Here is a 19293-nt window from a genome sequence, read left to right as displayed (position 1 = left end):
CAAGCCGGTCTGACTCAGTGGCCGTGACCGTGCCCGTGACCGGCTCCGCCGGCCGCGGGTGGCTCTTCTTCCTTCTTCTCCACGACCGCGCTCTCGGTGGTGAGCACCATCCGGGCGATGGACGCGGCGTTCGTGACCGCCGAGCGGGTGACCTTCACCGGGTCGACGACGCCGTCGTCGATCAGGTTGCCGTAGGTCAGCTTGGCCGCGTTGAAGCCCTGGCCCCACTCCTGCTCGCGGACCCGGTGCACCACGACGGCGCCTTCCTTGCCCGCGTTGCTGGCGATCCAGAACAGCGGCGCGGCAAGCGCCTCACGCACGATGGCGACACCAGTCGCCTCGTCGCCGGTCAGACCGAGGTTGCCCTCGAGCTCCTTGGCGGCGTGTACGACAGCCGTGCCACCGCCGGGCACGATGCCCTCCTCGACCGCGGCCTTGGTGGCCGCGACCGCGTCCTCGATCCGGTGCTTGCGCTCGGCCAGCTCGGTCTCGGTGGCCGCACCGACCCGGATCACCGCGACGCCGCCGGCCAGCTTGGCCAGCCGCTCCTGCAGCTTCTCGCGGTCCCAGTCGGAGTCGGACGCCTCGATCTCCTTGCGCAGCTGCTCCACGCGCGACTGCACCTCGGCCTTGTCGCCGCGGCCCTCGATGATCGTGGTCTCGTCCTTGGTGATCGTGATGCGCCGGGCGGAGCCCAGCACGTCCAGACCGACCTCGGAGAGCTTCATGCCGATCTCGCTGGAGACCACCTGGCCGCCGGTGACGTAGGCCAGGTCGTCGAGGAACGCCTTGCGGCGGTCGCCGAAGAACGGCGCCTTGACCGCGACGGCCTTGATCGTCTTGCGCACGGAGTTGACCACCAGGGTGGACAGCGCCTCGCCCTCGACGTCCTCGGCCACGATCAGCACCGGCTTGCTCGCCTGGACGATCTTCTCCAGCAGCGGCAGCAGGTCCGCCAGCGCCGAGATCTTCTCGCGGTAGAGCAGGATGTAGGCGTCCTCGAGGATCGCCTCCTGTGCCTCGGCGTCGGTGGCGAAGTGCGCCGAGATGTAGCCCTTGTCGAACTGCACACCCTCGGTGATGACGAGCTCGGTGGCCAGCGTGGAGGACTCCTCCACGGTGATCACGCCGTCCTCGTCGACCTTCTCGATGGCCTCGCCGAGCAGCGCGCCGATCGAGGCGTCACGCGAGGTGACGGTGCCGACCTGGGCGATGTTGTCGCGGCCCTTGATCGGGGTGGCCTTGGCCAGGAGGACCTCGACGACCTTGTCCACACCGGCCTGGATGCCACGGCCGATCGCGGCCGGGTTGGCACCCGCCGCGATGTTGCGCATACCGACGCGCACCAGCGCCTGTGCGAGCACAGTGGCGGTGGTGGTGCCGTCACCGGCGACGTCGTTGGTCTTGGTGGCGACGCTCTTGGCGAGCTGCGCACCAAGGTTCTCGAACGCGTCGTCCAGCTCGATCTCACGGGCCACGGTGACACCGTCGAGGGTGACCGTCGGGCCGCCGAACTTCTTGGCGAGCACGACGTGCCGTCCGCGCGGGCCCAGAGTCACCTTGACCGCGTCGGCCAGCTTGTTGACCCCGCGCTCGAGTGCCCGACGAGCGTCCTCGTCGAAGCTGATCTGCTTGGGCATTTACTACCTCTCTGTATGACAAACGCCCCGATGCCCCCGGTAAAGGGGCGCCGGGGCGTCTGGCGATAGGACAGGCGTCAGTTGATGACGGCCAGCACGTCGCGGGCGGAGAGGATCAAGTACTCCTCGCCGTTGTACTTGACCTCGGTGCCGCCGTACTTGGAGTAGATGACGACGTCGCCGACCGCCACGTCCAGCGGGACGCGGTTGCCGTTGTCGTCAACGCGGCCCGGGCCCACGGCCAGGACCTTGCCCTCCTGGGGCTTCTCCTTGGCGGTGTCCGGGATGACGAGGCCGGACGCGGTCGTCGCCTCGGCCTCGCTGGCCTGGACCACGATCTTGTCTTCGAGCGGTTTGATGTTCACGCTCACCGGTGTGACCTCCACGGGTCGTCGAAAGCGTTGGCAGTTACCTTCAGCGGCTCCTGCCACCCCGCCGTCGCGGGTGCCGGGGCGGTGTCTGGTGCCGTGCAACTAGCACTCTACCCATTCGAGTGCCAGCGGTTCAACGAGCCCTCGCCGAAACCCTGCGAACGGCGTTATGACTGGTTACGCTCCGGCCACTTGGACCAGTTCGCCGGGGGCGTGAATGAACTATCCGCAAGGGCCGCAGTACGGCGGGTATCCGCAGCAACAGGGCAGTTATCCACAACAGAAGGTGGTTACCCACAGCCGCCGTATCCGCCGGGCCCGCCGCGCAGGCCATGATCACCGTCACGGTCAACGGCCGGCCGCAGAAGATCACCATGGAGATGCGCAAATCGGGCTCGAAGTGGTGCGCCTCGGGCGTCCGAGCGTTCGTTAACGGGCAACGAACAATGCGGAGGGTTCATCAGCAGCTAACCCGATCGTGGGCTGACGGCTACTCGAACGGGCGAGGGTGACCGACCAGTAAACCCCTGATCCGGGAGGTACTGTGTCCGTCCCCTCACGTCGCACGATCCTGTTCGGCGGTGCCGCCGCAGTAGGCCTCACGGCCTTCGGCAGCGCACCGGCGCTCGCCTCGCCCGGCAAGCTGACCGACCCGTTCACATTGGGCGTCGCCTCCGGCGATCCCGACCACCACAGCGTCGTGCTGTGGACCCGGCTCGCGCAGAACCCGCTGGCCGACAACGGGTTTGGCGGCATGCCGGACCGGTCGTACCTGGTGGAATGGGAGATCGCGACCGACGAGCGGTTCCGCCGCACAGTCCGGCGCGGGATCGAGGTCGCCCGGCCGGAGTCGGCGCACAGCGTGCACGTCGAGGCCGAGGGCCTGCGGCCGGGCACGGAGTACTTCTACCGGTTCCGCACGCAGGACCACATCTCGCCGGCCGGACGCACCAGGACCGCACCCGCCCCTGGCACCCTGCGCACGGACCTGACCATGTGTTTCGCGTCGTGCTCGCATTTCGGAGCCGGACACTTCACCGCGTACAAGCGGCTGGCCGAGGACGAGCCCGGCCTAATCCTGCACCTGGGCGACTACCAGTACGAGTACGCCTCGGGCGCCAACGACGTCCGCAAGGTGCTCGGTCCGGAGACCCGCACGCTGGAGAACTACCGCTTACGGCACGCGCAGTACAAGACCGACCCGGACCTGCAGCTCGCGCACGCCACCGCGCCGTGGCTGGTGGTGTGGGACGACCACGAGACCGAGAACAACTGGGCGGACGAGGTTCCCGAGCAGCCCGACCCGCTGTTCCTGGACCGGCGCAAGAACGCTTTCCAGGCCTACTACGAGAACATGCCGTTGCGCCGGACCGCGCGGCCGCGGGGCATCGACATGCGGCTGTACCGGCGGGTCGAGTGGGGCGGACTGATCAACTTCCACATGCTCGACACCCGGCAGTACCGCGACGACCAGGCGTGCGGCGACGGCGTGAAGGCCGGTTGCGACGCGCGGCTCGAACCGACCCGCTCGATCACCGGCGAGGAGCAGGAACGCTGGCTGCTCGACGGGCTGCGCCGGTCGCGCGCCCGCTGGGATGTGCTGGGCCAGCAGGTCTTCTTCGCCCAGATCGACCTCACGCCAGGAGCGCCGCAGGGCTACAACATGGACGCCTGGGACGGCTACAAGGCCAACCGCGACCGGATCGCCGAAGGCCTCGGCAGGACCCGCAACGGCGTGGTGCTGACCGGTGACGTGCACCGGCACTGGGCCGCGGAGATCAAGTCCGACTACACCGACCCGGGTTCACGCGGCCTGGGCACGGAGTTCGTCACGACGTCGATCACGAGTGGCGGCGACGGCAACGACGACCCGAACGCCGCCGTGCTGGCCGAGAACCCGCACGTCAAGTTCCACAAGAACCGGCGCGGCTACATCCGCACGAAGTTCACCGCCGGTGAACTGCGGGCTGACTACAGGACCTTGGCGTACGTACGGCAAGCTGGTGCAGAGGCAACGACAGCCGCCAGCTTTGTCGTCGCGGACTGCGACAAGAGCCTGCACCAGGCGTAATCTGTCAACGAACTAGTCCTATTGGACGCAAGTTATTGACGGGCAGGGCGCGTACGCGCAAAGTTAGGCGCTGAGGCATAGCCTCCTTGAACTGGGAGAACGTTGATGCGCCCTGCCCTTGTCCTGGTCACCGCAGCCAGCCTCGCGCTGGGAGTGACCACGGCCAGTGCCCAACCAGCCGACCTGTCCCGCCAGCACGCGTTCGACTCGGCGGCCGCCGAGTTCGGCGTGCCGGTGAGCGTCCTGCTCGGTGTGTCCTATTTGGAGTCCCGGTGGGACGCCAACGCCGGTACACCAAGCACAAGCGCCGGCTACGGGCCAATGCACCTCACCGACGTCACCGCCGCCAACGCAGGCGGTATGCACCACGACGACGGAACTGAAGACCCGCGCGGCGACGACGCGCGCCCCGCTCTCACCCCCAAGGCCGCACCGCCGGTCGCGCAACTTCCTTCACTGCAGACGGTTGACGTCGCGTCGTCGCTGATCGGCGTGCCGGCTGCCACGTTGCGCTCAGAGACGAAGCAGAACATCCGCGGCGGTGCCGCGCTGCTTGCCAAGTACCAGAAGGAAATCGGCGTCACGAGCGCCAACCCTGGCGATTGGTATGGCGCTGTCGCCCGTTACGGCGGCGCGTCCGACACGGGTTCCGCCTCGACCTTTGCCGACGAGGTCTTCACTACCATGGCGCAGGGTGTCGAGCGCGTGACCGACGACGGCCAGCACGTCAAGCTCGATGCCACCCCGGTACAGGCCAACCGCGGCCAGCTCGCCCAGCTCGGCCTCCGACAGTCCACATCGGACGAGACCGAGTGCCCGCGGACGCTGGCCTGCGAGTGGATTCCCGCTCCGTACCAGCAACTTCCGAACAACGGCTACGGCAACCACGACAAGGGCGACCGGCCCGAGTCGCAGAAGATCAAGTACATCGTCATCCATGACACCGAGGGCTACTGGAAAGACGTCATCGGCATGGTGCAGGACCCGACGTACGTGAGCTGGCAGTACTCGCTGCGGTCGGCCGACGGGTACGTGGCGCAGCACGTGAAGGCCAAGGACGTCGCGTGGCAGGCCGGCAACTGGTACGTCAACTCGACGTCGATCGGCCTGGAACACGAGGGTTTCGCGAAGCTCGGCACCTGGTACACCGAGGCGATGTACCGGTCCTCGGCCAAGCTGGTGCGTTACCTCGCGGCGAAGTACCAGATCCCGTTGGACCGCGCGCACATCATCGGCCATGACAACGTTCCCGGCACAGTCCCGGCGACAGTCCGGGGCATGCACTGGGACCCGGGCCCCTACTGGGACTGGTCGCACTACTTCGACCTGCTCGGCGCACCGTTCCGGCCAACAGGCAGTCCGGCCATGACGGGAATGGTCACGATCAAGCCTGACTACGCCTCGAACAAGCCCGCCTTCACCGACTGCGTCACGGCTGGGCAACCGTGCACACTGCGAGGATCGGGTTCAGTCATCCTGCGCACAGAACCACGCGCGGACGCCCCGTTGCTCAAGGACGCGGGGCTACGCCCTGACGGTTCGCCCGGCACCATGCAGGTCTCGGACCACAGCAGCCGCGTGGAAACCGGGCAGCAGTACGCGGTCGCCGAGGTGCGTGGCGAGTGGACCGCGATCTGGTATCTGGGCCAGAAGGGCTGGTTCCACAACCCGCGCAAGGCACCGACAGCACTAGGTGCGATCGGTGTTGTTGTCACGCCCAAGAAGGGCAAGGCGACCGTTCCGGTGTACGGCCGCGCGTATCCGGAAGCGTCCGCGTACCCGGCGAACATCCCTGTGCAGGCCGTGACTCCGTTGCAGTACACGTTCTCCGCAGGCGAGCGGTACGCGCTCGGCGGTGTCAACCAGTCCGAGTACTACTCGGCTACGACCTTCGACACCGCAAACCACACCGTGGTCCGTGGCAAGACGAAGTACCTGCAGATCCAGTTCGGGCACCGGGTCATGTTCGTCAACGCCGACGATGTCGACGTGCTGCCTTCGTTCTGGCCCCAAGGGCGATGACTCAGACGTAGACGGTGTCGACCGGTAGCCCCGGATCCGTTGGCAGTTCGAGAGAACTGGGACGGACTCCGGCGGCTACCAGGTGGGCGCCGAGCGCGGCGATCATCGCGCCGTTGTCGGTGCAAAGCCGGGGTCGAGGTACGCGCAATTCGATCCCGGCTTGCTCACAACGCTCGCGGGCAAGCCCGGAAAGCCTCGAGTTCGCCGCGACTCCACCGGAGATCACGAGCGTGCCGATGCCGAGTTCCTTGGCCGCGTGCACTGCCTTGGCGGTCAGCACATCCGCGACCGCTTCCTGGAAGGACGCGCAGACGTCCTCGACCGGGATCGGCTTGTCGTCCCGCTCCTGCTGTTCGACCCAGCGGGCGACCGCGGTCTTCAAGCCGGAGAACGAGAAGTCGAACCTGGGGTCGCGTGGGCCGGTCAGGCCGCGCGGGAACTTGATGGCCGTGGGGTTTCCCTGTTGTGCGGCCTTGTCGATGGGTGGGCCGCCGGGGTACGGCAGGCCGATGATCCGGGCCACCTTGTCGTAGGCCTCGCCCGCGGCGTCGTCGATCGTCGAGCCTATCTCGGTGATCTTGCCGGCGATGTCCTCGACTTTCAGCAACTGCGTGTGCCCGCCGGAGACGAGCAATGCGAGGCATTCCGCAGGCAATGCACCGTGTTGCAACGTGTCAGCCGCGACGTGCCCCGCGAGGTGGTTCACACCATACAACGGGACATCCAACGCAGCCGCGTACGCCTTGGCCGCGGCGACGCCCACAAGGAGAGCGCCCGCCAGCCCTGGCCCGCACGTCACCGCGATTGCGTCCACATTGGACAGTTGGATCCCGGCGGCGTCCAAAGCCCGGTCCATGGTCGGGATCATGGCTTCGAGATGGGCCCGGCTGGCCACTTCCGGGACCACGCCACCGAACCGCGCGTGCTGGTCCACACTGGACGCGACCTCGTCGGCGAGCAGGGTCATCCCGCCCTGGGAGTCGAGCCGGACAATGCCGACCCCGGTCTCGTCGCAGGAGCTCTCGATCCCGAGAATGATCTTGTCAGTCACTGGGTCACCCCCGGCCTGGCCATGGTGTACGCGTCGGCCCCGGACGGCTGGTAGTACCGCCGGCGCAGGCCGATCTGCTCGAAACCGTGCTTCTTGTAGAGGCTGATCGCCGGGACGTTGTCGGTGCGTACTTCGAGGAACACAGGCGCGTTCATCGTGTCCGCACGGTCGAGCAGCGCCACCAGCATCGCCCGGCCGATCCCCTGGCCCTGGAACCCGGGATCGACACCGATCGTGTGAATCTCGCACTCCATGTGACCGGGCGAGCCCAGCTCGGACATCCCGGCGTAACCGACCAGACCGGCCGGCTCGACGTGCGCGCCGAGGTAGAAGTTGCCGTTCTCCAACTCGAACTGGAAGGCCTGCACACTCCACGGGTCCTCACCCGGAAAAAGGATCTTCTCCAGTTCGGCGCACCTGACCAGGTCCGCGCGCTCCAACGGCGCCAATCTCACCGGGTCACCCGCTTACGGGCTCCCGGTTCGACCGCGTCGGGCCTGCGCAGGTACAGCGGCGTCAACGGCGGCGGCGTCTCACCGAACAGGTGCGCCGCGGCCTTGACGAGTCCAGCAGGGCTGGGCGACCACGGCTCGACCGTTCGCCCAAGCAACTCGGCGCCCACGACCAGGTCGGATTCGACATCTTCGAGCTCAGCAGGCTTCTGCACCGCCGGGCCGTCGACTCGGTGGCCGTTTTCGTAGCGCGCCCAGTACACCTCTCGGCGCCTCGCGTCCGTGACGACGAGGAGTCGGTGCACTTCAGGGTGGTCGGCCGCGATCGCGTCGAGCGTGGACACGGGGTACACCGGCTTGCCGAGGGCCTGGCCAAGCGCGCCGGCCGTGACCATCCCAGCCCGCAGGCCGGTGAACGGGCCGGGGCCGGACCCACACACAACGGCGTCCAGGTCGGCGAACGTCTTGCCCGCTTCGTCCAACGCTTCTTTGACGTGGGGGGTCAGCAGCTCGCCGTGCGCCCTGGCGTCGACCGTCACGCGGCTGCCCAGGGTACGGGTCAGGCCTTCGTCATCGAGGTCGACGACCCCTGCGGTGACCGCGGGCGTCGCGGTGTCAACAGCGAGTACGAGCACCGCACAAGGTTACGCATCCTGGACTTGACGCCGGTGTCAAGGCCTAGCGTGGCACTCATGATGCGCATCGGAGAGCTCGCCCAGCGGGCCGGCACAAGCACCCGGTCGCTGCGATACTACGAGGCCCAAGGCCTCCTGCAGGCGCGCCGGGCCGCCAACGGCCACCGCGAGTACGACGAGCGCGACCTGCGCCTGGTCCAGGAGATCCGTTCCCTGCTCGAAATCGGCTTCGCCCTGGAAGAGACCAGGCCATTCGTGGAATGCCTGCGCGCAGGAAACAAAGCGGGCGACGTCTGCCCAGCCTCAATAGAGGTCTACCGAAAAAAGCTGGCAGAGCTGGACGCGGGAATAAGTCGTCTGAACGAAATCCGTGACCGTCTGGCCGCCCAACTGGAAGCAGTCGCCGAAAGGAAACGACCGTGCTCACACTGACCGACGCAACCTTCGAACCCCACCTCGCGGCGGCAGAACGCCTGGTCCTGGTCGACTTCTGGGCAACCTGGTGCCCACCCTGCCGAATGGTCGAACCAGTCCTGAAAGAAATCGCAGAAGAATACGCGGAAATCCTGGAAATAGTGAAGGTGGACGTGGACGCCTGCCCCAAAACGGCCCGCACCCACCGAGTAATGGGCATGCCCACGCTGAACCTCTACCACCGCGGCAAACTGATCCACTCGATAACCGGCGCCCGCCCCAAACACACCCTCCTCCGCGAACTGTCCCCCCACATGAACCTCATCCCCCACTGACAGCACCACCCACAGACAGCGCCACCGGCAAATAGTGGGGTCGGGGCTGGTCAGGGGTGGTAGCGAAGGCCGTCCATGAGCAGGTCCAGGAGGCGTCCGGCCTGTTCGGGGGTGCCGGATTCGCTGACCATGGAGATGCCGGCTATGCCCATGAATATGTCTTCGACGTTGATGTCAGGGCGGGTTTGGCCTGCGTTGACGGTGGCGTCCAGGAGGCGGCCGAGGGCGTTGGTGATGAGTTCGCGGCTGCGCGCGAACGGGTCGCCGCCGGAGGCTATGAGGGCTTTGAGGGCGTCGCCCATGCCGCGTTTTGTCGTCATGTAGGCGACGAAGTGGTCCATCCAGGTGCGCAGTGCCTGGTCGGGTGCCATGGTTTTGAGCAGTTCGGGGGCGGCGCTGGTCAGCTTCTCGAGTTCGTTGCGGTAGGCGGCCTCGATGAGGGCCTCGCGGGTCGGGAAGTGGCGGTAGAGGGTGCCGATGCCCACGCCGGCGGTCTTGGCGATCGAGTCGAGGGTGACGTCCGGCCCGTCGTGGGAGAACGCCTGGACCGCTGTCTCGATCAGTCGGTCTCTGTTGCGCTGGGCGTCCGCGCGTAGTGGTCGAGCCGACACCGGTCCTCCTCCTTGATCGGGTTGCAAACGGAGGAAACTCCGCTTAGCCTCGAGGGAGTTAGCGGAGGTTCCTCCGTTTCTATCTTACCGGCAAGGACTCGACCATGATTGAGACAGGTTTTTCCGCCACTTCCACTGCCGACGAGGTCATCGCCGGTATCGACCTCGCCGGCAAGCGCGCGGTCGTCACGGGTGGCGCGTCCGGCATCGGTATCGAGACCGCCCGGGTGCTGGCCGGCGCGAGCGCCGAGGTGACCATCGCGGTGCGCAACGTCGACGCAGGTCAGGAGACCGCCGAGCAGATCCACGCCGCCAACGGCGCCAAGGTGCAGGTCGCGGAGCTCGACCTGGCGTCGCCTGCTTCGGTGCGGGCGTTCGTCGCCAATTGGGATGGGCCGTTGCACATCCTGATCAACAACGCGGGCGTGATGGCGCCGCCGCTCACGCGCACGCCCGAGGGCTGGGAACTGCAGTTCGCCACCAACCACCTCGGGCACTTCGGCCTGGCCACAGGTCTTTACCCCGCGCTGGCGGCTGGGCATGCCAGGGTTGTGTCCGTCGCGTCCAGCGGGCATCTGTTCTCGCCGGTCGTCTTCGAGGACATCCACTTCACCACTCGCGAGTACCAGCCATGGGTGGGATACGGCCAGTCCAAGACAGCCAACATCCTGTTCGCCGTCGAGGCGAACAAGCGCTGGGCCGACGCAGGCATCACGGTGAACTCGCTGCACCCGGGCTCGATCGCGACCAATCTGCAGCGGCACGTGTCGCAGGCGGAGATCGACCGGATGCGTAAAGAGGTCGGTGCGTCAATGCTCCGCAAGACGCCCGCTCAGGGCGCGTCGACGTCCATCCTCGTAGCGACCTCGCCATTGCTCACAGGCATTGGCGGCAAGTACTTCGAGGATTGCAACGAGGCCGCACCGAACCAGCCCGGTGCGTTCACCGGGGTCGCACCGCATGCACTTGACCCGGAGGCCGCGGAGCGGCTGTGGAAGGTGTCTCTCGACACACTGGGCTGACAGCGGGCCGTCCCGGCATAGTGGCTTGCATGTTTGGTGAGCTGATCAGGGCTACCGACCGGCCCGCACTGCGCTTCGGGGACGTGGATCTGACCTACCGGCAGCTGGCCGGCGCTGCCGGTGGCGTCGTTTCGCGGATCCAGGGCAAGTCACGAGTCGCGGTGTGGGCCACGCCGACGCCACAGACTGCCGTCGCGGTGGTCGGCGCGCTGGCCGCGGGCATCCCGGTGGTCCCGATCAATCCCAAGGTGGGCGAGCGCGAACTCGACCACATCCTGTCCGACGCCCAGCCGGACATTGTCCTGCGGGATACCGACATCGACCTCGGGGCAATCGGTGCATTGCCCGCGCAGAACTTCGAGGGCGAGCAGCCCGCGTTCATCGTGTACACATCCGGCACCACCGGACCACCCAAAGGAGTCGTACTCCCCCGCCGGGCCATTGAGTCCAATTTGGACGCACTCGCCGAGGCCTGGGAGTGGACCGCGGACGACGTGCTCGTCCACGCGTTGCCGCTGTTCCACGTGCACGGGTTGATTCTTGGCATTGTCGGGCCATTGCGCCGCGGCGGTTCTGTCCGGCACCTCGGCAAGTTCTCCTCCGAGGCTGTGGCGCGTGAGCTCGACGCGGACGCGACGATGATGTTCGGTGTCCCGACCATGTACCACCGGCTCGCCGCGGACGTCGAGCGCGATCCCGCGCTGGCCCAGGCGGTCGGCCGGGCCAGGCTGCTGGTGTCCGGTTCGGCGGCGTTGCCCGCCAGTGATCACACCCGGATCTTCCAGGCGACCTCGCAGCGCATTGTGGAGCGCTACGGGATGACCGAGACATTGATGAACTGCAGCGTCCGGGCGAACGGCGAGCGTCGTCCCGGTGCCGTCGGCCCGCCTGTGGATGGCGTTGACCTGCGAATTGTGGATGAACAGGGCAGCCCTGTGGACAACGGTGAGGTCGGCGAGATCGAGGTGCGCGGGCCGAACCTGTTCCTGGAGTACCTCAACCGGCCGGACGCGACGGCAGAAGCCTTGCGGGACGGGTGGTTCCGCACCGGTGACGTGGCCACGGCCGACCCGGACGGCTACATCCGGATCGTCGGCCGCCGGACCACGGACCTGATCAAGAGCGGCGGGTACAAGATCGGTGCGGGCGAGATCGAGAACGTGCTGCTCGAGCACCCACAGGTGGCCGAGGTCGCGGTGACCGGCGAGCCCGACGACGACCTGGGTGAACGAATCGTCGCGTGGATCGTGCCCGCAGGCGAGCGGCCCGACGAGCAGGAACTGATCGACCACGTGGCGAAACTGCTCACGCCGCACAAACGCCCACGCGTCATCCGCTTCCTGGATGCGTTGCCGCGCAACGACATGGGCAAGGTGACCAAGCGTGCACTCGGCCAGTAACCCGTTGGGCTGGACGGGGTACGAGGATTCACTGGTTCGTGCCCGGGAAGCCACGGGTGCCGAGGAATCCGTGACCTACGGCCAGGTGCTGATCGGCGACACGGACGTGATGCTGGTCGAGTTCGATTTCCGTTTCCTGGGCGGATCGGTCGGCACAGCCACGGGTGATCGCCTGGTGCACGCGTTCTCCACGGCCCGCGCGCACGGAATCCCGGTCGTTTCCTTGCTGGCCACCGGCGGTAGCCGCATGCAGGAAGGCATGTTCTCGTTGCTGCAACTGCAACGGGTCGCCCAGGAGTGTTATCTCAACCGGGAGAGCGGTATTCCTCATATCGCCGTCCTGCGTAATCCGACGACCGGCGGCGTCTGGGCTTCGCTCGGTGCGGGCGCGGACATCATTCTCGGGATATCCGGGGCACAGGTGGCATTCGGCGGCAAACGTGTCCGCTCGGCCGAGGACGCCGACAATCCGGCATTCACCGCGGAAGGGCAATACGCGGCGGGCCAGATCGACGCCGTGGTGACGCCGGAATCGCTGCCCGATGTCCTGTCAGGCTGGCTGGACCTGCTCACCGGCGGCACGCCCGAACCTGCCGATGTGCCGAAAGCGCTTGGCCATACCGAACTTCCGGCCACCGGCTGGGAGGCCGTGCAGCGGGCACGCGATCCTCGGCGGCCAGGCGCCGCCGCATATCTTGAGTCCTATTTCGACAGTTACGCGCTGATCAACGGCGACCGATCGGGTGGTGTGGATTCCGGGGTATTGTGCGGAATCGGACGCCGGGGCGACCGGTCGATAGCTTTCGCCGCCCAGACCGGAACCGCGACCCAGTCAGCCGGATACCGCACGGCCAGCCGCTTGATCACGCTGGCCGACCGATTCGGGATCCCGGTCCTGACGTTGATCGACACTCCCGGCGCGGCCAATGACGCGGCATCCGAATCGTCCGGGCTGGCCGCCGCCATTTCCGGCGCTTTCTCCGCAGTGGCCGCCGCACACATTCCGGTGACAACGCTGGTGATCGGTGAGGGTGGCTCCGGCGGAGCACTTGCGCTCGCCGGAGCCGGTCGGACATGGATCACGCCGGACGCGTATTTCTCGGTCATCGGCCCGCAGGCCGCCGCGGCCATTCTGAAACGTGACCCGGACGAGGTATCCGCGTTGGCCGACCAATTACGACTTCGTCCCCAGGACCTGCTCGACCTTGGGATCGTGGCCGGCATCGCCTGACGCCTTGAGCAGCATCAGCGCGATCAGCCCGACCGCGACACCGCTGATACCGGCGACCACATAGGACGTGTCCAGACCCTTGTCGAACGTCTGGCCGTGGCTGACGACCGTGCCGAGCACAGCCACGCCCAGCGCCATCCCCAACTGCCGGAACGTGTTCAGCGCACCCGACGCCATCCCGGCCCGGTAGAGCGGGACCGACGCCATGATCGCGCCGGGCAGCGCCTGAGCCGTCACCGCGACACCGACGCCGACGACCACCAGTCCCGGCAGGATCACCGTCCAGCTGTCACCGGTCTTCAGCAACAGCGCCCCGGCTCCGACGACCAGCATCCCGAGTCCGATCGTGTACCGGAACGGGACCGAGTGCATGAACCGGCCGGCCACACCGGCGATCACGAACGCCGTCAGGCTCATCGGGATCATCGCCAGGCCCGCGTTGAGCGGCTTCATCCCGAGCTGTTGTTGCAGCCAGACCGACATGAACGGGGTGTAGGCGAACGCCGCGAACGTGAAAGCCAGCGCTGCCAGCAAAGTCACCGAGAACGACGGCTTGCGGAACAGTGCCAGATCCAGCATCGCGTTGGTACTGCGGGCTTCGATCACGGCGAAGATCACCCAGGCGAGCACCCCGCCGCCGATCCAGCCCAGCGTCCGCGCCGATCCCCAGCCGTGATCACCGGCCTGCATCAGGCCATAGGTGAGCGCGGCGGCACCGGCCGTGAACGTGACAACTCCTGGTATGTCAACGCCTTTGGCACTCGGGTTGCTGGACTCGGCGACCACGCGCAACGTCATCCAGACCGCGATGACGGCGATCGGAATGTTGACCAGGAAGATCCACCGCCAGCCGAGGTACTCGGTGAGTACGCCACCCAGCACCGGCCCTGCCGCCGCGGCGGCACCAGAGACCGCGCCCCAGATGGCAAGCGCGACCGAACGGTCCTTGCCGTGATACGTCAGGTTGACCAAGGCCATCGTGGTCGCCAGCATCGCGGCGCCACCAATCCCTTGCACAGCACGCGAAATGACAAGCACTTCCGTGCTCTCGGCGAGCCCGCAAGCGAGCGACGCACCCGCGAAGACGACCAGACCGCCGATGTACGTCTTGCGTCGGCCTATGTGATCGGCGAGCGAACCGCTGGCGAGCACAAGCGCTGCCAACGCCAACGCGTACGCGTCGATCACCCATTGCAGGCCCGTGAACGACGCACTGAGCGAACGCGCCATCTCCGGCAACGCGACCGTCACGATCGTGACGTCGACAAGCAGGACGAATCCTCCCAAACACACCGCGATCAGCGGTGACCACTTCCCCATCAGGACTCCTTCTGCAGTGGGTACAGCGCCACCATGAGGTCAGGCTGGCTCAGATTTCCATGTTCTTGAGCTTGGCGGCGTTTTTCGACATCTCGTATGGTCATGTGGTGGAAATCGATGAGATCGACCGGGCGCTGATCCACGCGCTGGAGATCGACGGCCGGGCACCGTTCAGCAAAATCGCTGACGTACTAGGCATTTCGGACCAAACGGTCGCCCGCCGCTACCGCCGGCTGCGCGCGACCATGGCCGCCCGCGTGGTCGGCCAGACCGCGCCATGGCGGGTCGGACACGTCCGCTGGCACGTCCGGATCAAGTGTGAGCCCAGTACCTCCCTCGCTGTCGCCACAGCTCTCGCCCGCCGCCCGGACACCTACTGGGTGCAGATGTTCTCCGGCGGCACAGAAATCGACTGCGTGACCGAGTCACGCAACCCCGAGGAGCCGGACACCCTTCTGCTGCAACAGTTGCCGCGCACACCACGCGTGACCGACGTCAGCGCACACAGCATCCTGCACGTGTACTTCAACGAACGCGACTACCAGGCCCTGCTCGACAGCCTTACGCCCGAACAGATCGACGCACTCCGCTTCCGGCGGTCCATATCGAACGAACCGGTCATATTGGACGCTGCCGACTATCGCATGCTGGCCGCCCTTGAACTGGACGGCCGCGCCAGCCACGCCGAACTGGCGAAGGTGACCGGCTGGTCGGAGTCAACGGTACGGCGCCGGATGGACTACCTCCGCGAAACCGGCGCCCTCTACTACGACGTGGACATAGACACAGCCGCCCTCGGCTTCAAACTCCAGGCCCGGATGTGGATATCCGTCCCGCCGTCCGAACTCGCCACCGCAGGCGAAGCCCTGACCGCCCACCGCGAAATCGCCTTCGCGGCAGCGACAACAGGCACGGCCAACCTTCTGACCTCAGTCGTCTGCAAGGACGTTCCCGCGTTCTACGAGTACCTGACCACCAAAGTCGCCGCCCTGAGCGCGATCGAACACATGGAGACCTCGCCGGTCATCCGCACCATCAAACGCGGCGCGACCCTGATCACGCAGTAAGGGATTCCACGCGGGTTGTCCACGTGCCGTGGGGTTCGAGGTGGGCGCGGCGGGTGTCGTCGGGGAGCCGTTCGAGGCGGATGAGCAGGTAGTCGGTGGACAGTTGCTCGGCGAGGTTCTCGCCCCACTCGATGACGACGGCGGCTTCGGTCAGGTCTGTGTCGAGGTCGAGGTCGTCGACTTCCTCGATGTGGCCGATGAGGCGGTAGGCGTCGACGTGGACGAGAGGGACGCCGCCGTTGGGTGCTTTGTGGACGCGTTCGATGACGAACGTGGGTGAGCTGACGCGGCCGATGACGCCGAGGCCGGCCGCGATTCCGCGCACCAGAACGGTTTTGCCCGCGCCGAGCGGGCCGGCCAGCAGGACGAGATCGCCCGCGCCGAGGATTTTGCCGAGTCTGCGGCCGAACTCGACCGTGTCGTCCACTGTGGAGAGTGTGATCATGCCCTGCGCCGCCACCATCTACGTCCCGCGCCACGACCGCTGACGCACTGCCGAACCAGGTCGACCAAGTGGGTGTTGACTTGGTCGGGTTGTTCCAGGACGACCATGTGCCCGGCGCCGCGCAACCGTACGAGTTTCGCGTCAGGCAGTTCGGTCGCGATCCGTTCCGCGTGGGAGAACGGGGTCATCCGGTCGCGGTCGCCGCTCAGCACCAGCACGTAGCAGTGCTGCAGGCCGGCCAGCGCCTTGTACCTGTTGTGGCTGCCCAAAGTGTCGATGAAGTCGGCGAGCACACGTACCGGCGTGACGTCGAGCATGTCCATCATGAAGTCGACAAGCCTGGGGCTGACGCTGCGGCTGCCGAAGGCGAGCAGGCGTACGGCGCGACGGGTCAGTTGACCACCGGCGGCACGGACGAGCTCGACGAGGCCGGGTTGCCATCCGGCGAGTTGGCCGACGCCACGCGTCAATGGGTTGTAGCGCCACAAGATCGGGCGCGGCAAGCCGCTCGATCCGATCTCGCCCGCGGATGTTCCGATCAGGGCGACGCCGCGGACGCGGTCGGCAAACAGATCAGGATCCTGTTCGGCCAGCGCGATGATCGTCATCGCGCCCATGGAGTGACCGACCAGGACGATCGGGCCCTTGGGCACGACCGCGCGCAGCACGGCCGCGAGGTCACGGCCCAGTTGGTCGATTGTGCTCGACTCTTCGGTCGCCCGGCCGGACCGGCCGTGGCTGCGCTGGTCGTAGAGCACCAGGCGCACACGGGGATCGGTCTGCTCGGCGAACATCCGCCGCTGGAAGTGCCAGGAAAGCCGGTTCACCGCGAAGCCGTGCACCAGCACGACAGTCGCCTCAGGCGTGCCGCCGTCGTCCGGATCCACTTCCTCTACCGACAGGGGGATGCCGTCGTCGGCCGCGACTGTGCTCGTCCTGGTCGGCGGCAGCAGACCGAACGGCTCATCGACGTACATGTCTTCGATATCGCGTCGTTTCGACCGAACAGCAGCACCTACGGCCGCACCAGTTGCCACAACACCTATTACCCCGCCGACCAGTCCGGCAATCCGGCCGTTCACCGCGCCCCCAGGTAACGACGGCGCACCCGCGGCCGGTACATGTTGGTGACGATCTCGTAGTCGATGGTGCCCAGGCTGTCGGCCCACTGCCGGGCCGTCGGCTCACCGCGATCGCCCGGACCGAACAGGATTACCTCGTCGCCGGGGGAAACGTGGTCATCACCACATTCGACGACGATCTGGTCCATGCATACCCGGCCGACCACCGGCCGTCGGTTCCCGGCCAGCCACACCTCGAGACGGCCGGAAAGCCCACGCGGCACGCCATCGGCGTACCCGACGGGCACCAAGGCCAGCGTCACGTCGCGCGGGGCGGTCCACGTGCCGCCGTAGGACACGGATTCGCCGGCGGGGATGCGTTTGACCTGCGCCACGCTGGACCGGAAGGTCATCACCGGGCGAAGATCCTCTTGCTGCGGCACGGGATTGAGCCCGTACATCGCGATACCGGTCCGGACCATGTCGAACGCCAGGTCCGGCCTGGTCAGCACGGTCGCCGAGTTCGCGATGTGCCGCATCGGGTTCAGGCCTTCGGCGAGCGCGACCTGATAGGCGCGCTCGAACCGTTCCGCCTGCCGGTCGACCGAGGGGTCACCAGGTTCGTCAGCTGACGCCAAGTGCGACCAGACTGCCCGGACGTTGTGCCCCTTGGCTGCCTTGACCAGGGCTGCCCACTCGGATTCCGGACAGCCGTTGCGGTTGAGGCCCGTGTCGATCTTGAGGTGAATCGGGGCGCCCTCGGCGGCGCGCAACTCGTCGAGACTGGACACGCCCAATTCGACGCCGGCCGCGATCGCGTCGGACAGATCCTCACCGGCCGCGTAGAGCCAGGCCAGGATCGGCGCCTCGATACCTGCTTTGCGCAGGTCGACAGCCTCAGCCGCGGAGCACGAGCCGAGCCAGGTGGCACCTGCCTCAAGCGCGGCCCTGGCCACCGGCACGGCGCCGTGGCCGTACCCATCGGCCTTGACGACAGCCATCACCGCAACCTGGGCGCGCTCGGCGAGCAGGGCGACGTTGTGCCGCAGGGCGTCGAGATCGACGACCGCTTCCGCACGCGGCGCGTTCTGGTCGGACATAACGTCGCCAATGCTCGCACATCCCAGTTCCAGGCGAATGCCAGATGCGGCCGACGCCACCGGCCGGGATGATCGGTAACCGCATCCGACCAGGTAGACGGCGTGCGGCCGCCGGCTCACAGGCCAAGAACTGAAGAATCTTCGCTTGTGGGCAACAGCACTTTGCCTATAACGGCGTGGGAATGTCCTCACTCATGCGGGGGATACTGTAAGTTCGTTCGGTGGCGCAAGACAGGGCGGTCCGTCGGCGGGCGGCGCATCTGGGCCCCGAAAAACGACGGCCCCTCATTCTTGACTCAGCCCTGCAGGTCTATCTCGCTCACGGCTATCGTGGCACCTCCATGCAAGCGGTCGCGGACGCCGCAGGCGTCACCAAACCCGTGGTCTACGAGTGCTTCAAGAACCGTGACGAGTTATTGCTCGCCCTGCTGAGCCGGGAAGAGACAAGACTGTTCGACGCGGTGATCGCGGCCCTGCCCAACATGCCGGACTTCGAGAACCTCGAAGCCCTCATCGGCCAAGGCCTCACCGCCTTCCTCACCGCGGCCACCGAGGCCCCCGACTCCTGGCGGGTAGTCTTCGAGTCCTCTCGCAACTCCGATTCCCCAGTGGCAAAACGCGTCCGCGCCGCCCGCGAGACAATCCTCGGCCGCCTACGCGACCTGGTCGTCATGTACCTCTCCACGATCAACGTCGAGGACACCGAACGCAAAGCACCGGTCCTCGCCGAACTGCTGGCCTCCATCTGCGAAAGCTGCGGCCGTATGATCATCGTCGAGAAGCTTCCGTGGACGCCCGAAGATCTCGCGGAGTACGTGTCCCGCTTGATGACACTTGGAGTCAAACGCGCTTGATCGACGGTTGGGGCTGGGCGCTCGGGTTTTTGCTTCGGTGTCTCAGGCTGGGACGGCTCGATTTTATACGGAGTGGAGGCGGCCTTAAGCTTTCTGGCGAGGTTGGCCCCTGACACGGCTTTGGCCGGGATCACGGATTGGATCAGGGGGCCTGCCTCTTCAGCCAACCGAGGCCGCCTCAGAGGTCTCCG

General features: G+C 66.7%; 19 protein-coding genes. 9 read left to right on the top strand and 10 right to left on the bottom strand.

The genetic code is table 11. The annotated features are described in order from the left end of the window. Nucleotides 1-14: 14 nt before the first annotated feature. Nucleotides 15-1640 carry a chaperonin GroEL gene (gene groL, locus JOF56_RS14570; RefSeq protein ID WP_209638059.1) on the bottom strand — a complete coding sequence of 542 codons (1626 nt, stop codon included), beginning with the start codon at nucleotides 1638-1640 and terminating at the stop codon, nucleotides 15-17. A gap of 77 nt (nucleotides 1641-1717) precedes the next feature. After that, nucleotides 1718-2011 carry a co-chaperone GroES gene (gene groES / locus JOF56_RS14565; RefSeq protein ID WP_209638057.1) on the bottom strand — a complete coding sequence of 98 codons (294 nt, stop codon included), beginning with the start codon at nucleotides 2009-2011 and terminating at the stop codon, nucleotides 1718-1720. 544 nt (nucleotides 2012-2555) lie between these two features. Between groES and JOF56_RS14560 the strand changes: the two genes are divergently transcribed. Together JOF56_RS14560 and JOF56_RS14555 are read left to right on the top strand one after the other, a co-directional pair. Further along, nucleotides 2556-4082 (top strand): alkaline phosphatase D family protein, encoded by a 1527-nt coding sequence (locus JOF56_RS14560; protein ID WP_209638055.1) that lies wholly within the window; start codon nucleotides 2556-2558, stop codon nucleotides 4080-4082. 105 nt (nucleotides 4083-4187) lie between these two features. Further along, the gene (locus JOF56_RS14555) at nucleotides 4188-6104 is read left to right on the top strand and encodes an N-acetylmuramoyl-L-alanine amidase (RefSeq protein ID WP_209638054.1); all 1917 of its coding nucleotides are present in this window, start codon (nucleotides 4188-4190) and stop codon (nucleotides 6102-6104) included. Between the two features lies 1 nt (nucleotide 6105). On the opposite strand, the gene tsaD is transcribed toward JOF56_RS14555, so the two are convergent. From tsaD to tsaB, 3 genes are read right to left on the bottom strand one after another with little or no spacing between them, the layout of a single operon-like run. Next, a complete protein-coding gene (gene tsaD, locus JOF56_RS14550; RefSeq protein WP_209638051.1) occupies nucleotides 6106-7155 on the bottom strand; it encodes a tRNA (adenosine(37)-N6)-threonylcarbamoyltransferase complex transferase subunit TsaD in 1050 nt (349 codons plus the stop codon). Next, complete coding sequence (gene rimI, locus JOF56_RS14545; protein WP_209638050.1) at nucleotides 7152-7610, bottom strand: ribosomal protein S18-alanine N-acetyltransferase; 459 nt, start codon at nucleotides 7608-7610, stop codon at nucleotides 7152-7154. Before rimI ends, tsaD begins: the two co-directional genes overlap by 4 nt. Then, a complete protein-coding gene (tsaB, locus tag JOF56_RS14540) occupies nucleotides 7607-8242 on the bottom strand; it encodes a tRNA (adenosine(37)-N6)-threonylcarbamoyltransferase complex dimerization subunit type 1 TsaB (RefSeq protein ID WP_209638048.1) in 636 nt (211 codons plus the stop codon). The genes rimI and tsaB overlap by 4 nt, the downstream gene beginning before the upstream one ends. A gap of 60 nt (nucleotides 8243-8302) precedes the next feature. Here tsaB and JOF56_RS14535 point away from each other — a divergent pair, with 60 nt between their 5' ends. Both JOF56_RS14535 and trxA read left to right on the top strand, forming a co-directional pair. After that, the gene (locus tag JOF56_RS14535; RefSeq protein WP_209648256.1) at nucleotides 8303-8674 is read left to right on the top strand and encodes a MerR family transcriptional regulator; all 372 of its coding nucleotides are present in this window, start codon (nucleotides 8303-8305) and stop codon (nucleotides 8672-8674) included. Further along, complete coding sequence (gene trxA / locus JOF56_RS14530) at nucleotides 8662-8991, top strand: thioredoxin (protein WP_209638046.1); 330 nt, start codon at nucleotides 8662-8664, stop codon at nucleotides 8989-8991. Before JOF56_RS14535 ends, trxA begins: the two co-directional genes overlap by 13 nt. 50 nt (nucleotides 8992-9041) lie before the next feature. Here the strand turns inward: trxA and JOF56_RS14525 are convergent, their stop codons facing one another. After that, nucleotides 9042-9602 carry a TetR/AcrR family transcriptional regulator gene (locus tag JOF56_RS14525; RefSeq protein ID WP_209638044.1) on the bottom strand — a complete coding sequence of 187 codons (561 nt, stop codon included), beginning with the start codon at nucleotides 9600-9602 and terminating at the stop codon, nucleotides 9042-9044. Nucleotides 9603-9706: 104 nt separating this feature from the next. On the opposite strand from JOF56_RS14525, the gene JOF56_RS14520 reads away from it, so the two are divergent. The 3 genes from JOF56_RS14520 to JOF56_RS14510 are packed head-to-tail and all read left to right on the top strand — an operon-like array spanning nucleotide 9707 to nucleotide 13255. After that, nucleotides 9707-10624 carry an SDR family NAD(P)-dependent oxidoreductase gene (locus JOF56_RS14520; protein WP_209638042.1) on the top strand — a complete coding sequence of 306 codons (918 nt, stop codon included), beginning with the start codon at nucleotides 9707-9709 and terminating at the stop codon, nucleotides 10622-10624. A gap of 29 nt (nucleotides 10625-10653) precedes the next feature. Next, the gene (locus tag JOF56_RS14515) at nucleotides 10654-12024 is read left to right on the top strand and encodes an acyl-CoA synthetase (protein WP_209638039.1); all 1371 of its coding nucleotides are present in this window, start codon (nucleotides 10654-10656) and stop codon (nucleotides 12022-12024) included. After that, complete coding sequence (locus JOF56_RS14510; protein ID WP_209638037.1) at nucleotides 12008-13255, top strand: carboxyl transferase domain-containing protein; 1248 nt, start codon at nucleotides 12008-12010, stop codon at nucleotides 13253-13255. Before JOF56_RS14515 ends, JOF56_RS14510 begins: the two co-directional genes overlap by 17 nt. Here JOF56_RS14510 and JOF56_RS14505 read toward each other — a convergent pair. Continuing rightward, complete coding sequence (locus JOF56_RS14505) at nucleotides 13199-14575, bottom strand: MFS transporter (protein WP_209638035.1); 1377 nt, start codon at nucleotides 14573-14575, stop codon at nucleotides 13199-13201. The two genes, JOF56_RS14510 and JOF56_RS14505, sit on opposite strands and share 57 nt — an antisense overlap. Before the next feature lie 107 nt (nucleotides 14576-14682). Here JOF56_RS14505 and JOF56_RS14500 point away from each other — a divergent pair, with 107 nt between their 5' ends. Continuing rightward, complete coding sequence (locus tag JOF56_RS14500; RefSeq protein WP_307855098.1) at nucleotides 14683-15642, top strand: Lrp/AsnC family transcriptional regulator; 960 nt, start codon at nucleotides 14683-14685, stop codon at nucleotides 15640-15642. On the opposite strand, the gene tsaE is transcribed toward JOF56_RS14500, so the two are convergent. The 3 genes from tsaE to alr all read right to left on the bottom strand — a co-directional run bounded on the left by tsaE (nucleotide 15632) and on the right by alr (nucleotide 18248). Further along, a complete protein-coding gene (gene tsaE / locus JOF56_RS14495; RefSeq protein ID WP_209638031.1) occupies nucleotides 15632-16105 on the bottom strand; it encodes a tRNA (adenosine(37)-N6)-threonylcarbamoyltransferase complex ATPase subunit type 1 TsaE in 474 nt (157 codons plus the stop codon). The two genes, JOF56_RS14500 and tsaE, sit on opposite strands and share 11 nt — an antisense overlap. Next, nucleotides 16084-17064 carry an alpha/beta fold hydrolase gene (locus JOF56_RS14490; protein ID WP_245378262.1) on the bottom strand — a complete coding sequence of 327 codons (981 nt, stop codon included), beginning with the start codon at nucleotides 17062-17064 and terminating at the stop codon, nucleotides 16084-16086. The genes tsaE and JOF56_RS14490 overlap by 22 nt, the downstream gene beginning before the upstream one ends. Nucleotides 17065-17165: 101 nt before the next feature. Then, nucleotides 17166-18248: an alanine racemase gene (gene alr, locus JOF56_RS14485; RefSeq protein WP_209638029.1), complete on the bottom strand. Its 1083-nt coding sequence runs from the start codon at nucleotides 18246-18248 to the stop codon at nucleotides 17166-17168. 221 nt (nucleotides 18249-18469) lie between these two features. Between alr and JOF56_RS14480 the strand changes: the two genes are divergently transcribed. Further along, nucleotides 18470-19102 carry a TetR/AcrR family transcriptional regulator gene (locus JOF56_RS14480; protein WP_209638027.1) on the top strand — a complete coding sequence of 211 codons (633 nt, stop codon included), beginning with the start codon at nucleotides 18470-18472 and terminating at the stop codon, nucleotides 19100-19102. Nucleotides 19103-19293: the final 191 nt, after the last annotated feature.

The organism is Kibdelosporangium banguiense (genome assembly GCF_017876405.1).
Classification (GTDB): Bacteria; Actinomycetota; Actinomycetes; order Mycobacteriales; family Pseudonocardiaceae; genus Kibdelosporangium; species Kibdelosporangium banguiense.
Note: the sequence above shows the minus strand (reverse complement) of the source record. Positions and strands in the feature narration are given on the sequence as shown.

What these genes read in the sequence shown, in the direction of transcription:
- groL (WP_209638059.1), bottom strand. Translation starts at nt 1,640, where the DNA reads ATGCCCAAGCAGATCAGCTTCGACGAGGACGCTCGTCGGGCACTCGAG.
- JOF56_RS14555 (WP_209638054.1), top strand. Translation starts at nt 4,188, where the DNA reads ATGCGCCCTGCCCTTGTCCTGGTCACCGCAGCCAGCCTCGCGCTGGGA.
- JOF56_RS14535 (WP_209648256.1), top strand. Translation starts at nt 8,303, where the DNA reads ATGCGCATCGGAGAGCTCGCCCAGCGGGCCGGCACAAGCACCCGGTCG.
- JOF56_RS14520 (WP_209638042.1), top strand. Translation starts at nt 9,707, where the DNA reads ATGATTGAGACAGGTTTTTCCGCCACTTCCACTGCCGACGAGGTCATC.
- JOF56_RS14515 (WP_209638039.1), top strand. Translation starts at nt 10,654, where the DNA reads ATGTTTGGTGAGCTGATCAGGGCTACCGACCGGCCCGCACTGCGCTTC.
- JOF56_RS14505 (WP_209638035.1), bottom strand. Translation starts at nt 14,575, where the DNA reads ATGGGGAAGTGGTCACCGCTGATCGCGGTGTGTTTGGGAGGATTCGTC.
- tsaE (WP_209638031.1), bottom strand. Translation starts at nt 16,105, where the DNA reads ATGGTGGCGGCGCAGGGCATGATCACACTCTCCACAGTGGACGACACG.
- JOF56_RS14490 (WP_245378262.1), bottom strand. Translation starts at nt 17,064, where the DNA reads ATGTACGTCGATGAGCCGTTCGGTCTGCTGCCGCCGACCAGGACGAGC.
- alr (WP_209638029.1), bottom strand. Translation starts at nt 18,248, where the DNA reads ATGTCCGACCAGAACGCGCCGCGTGCGGAAGCGGTCGTCGATCTCGAC.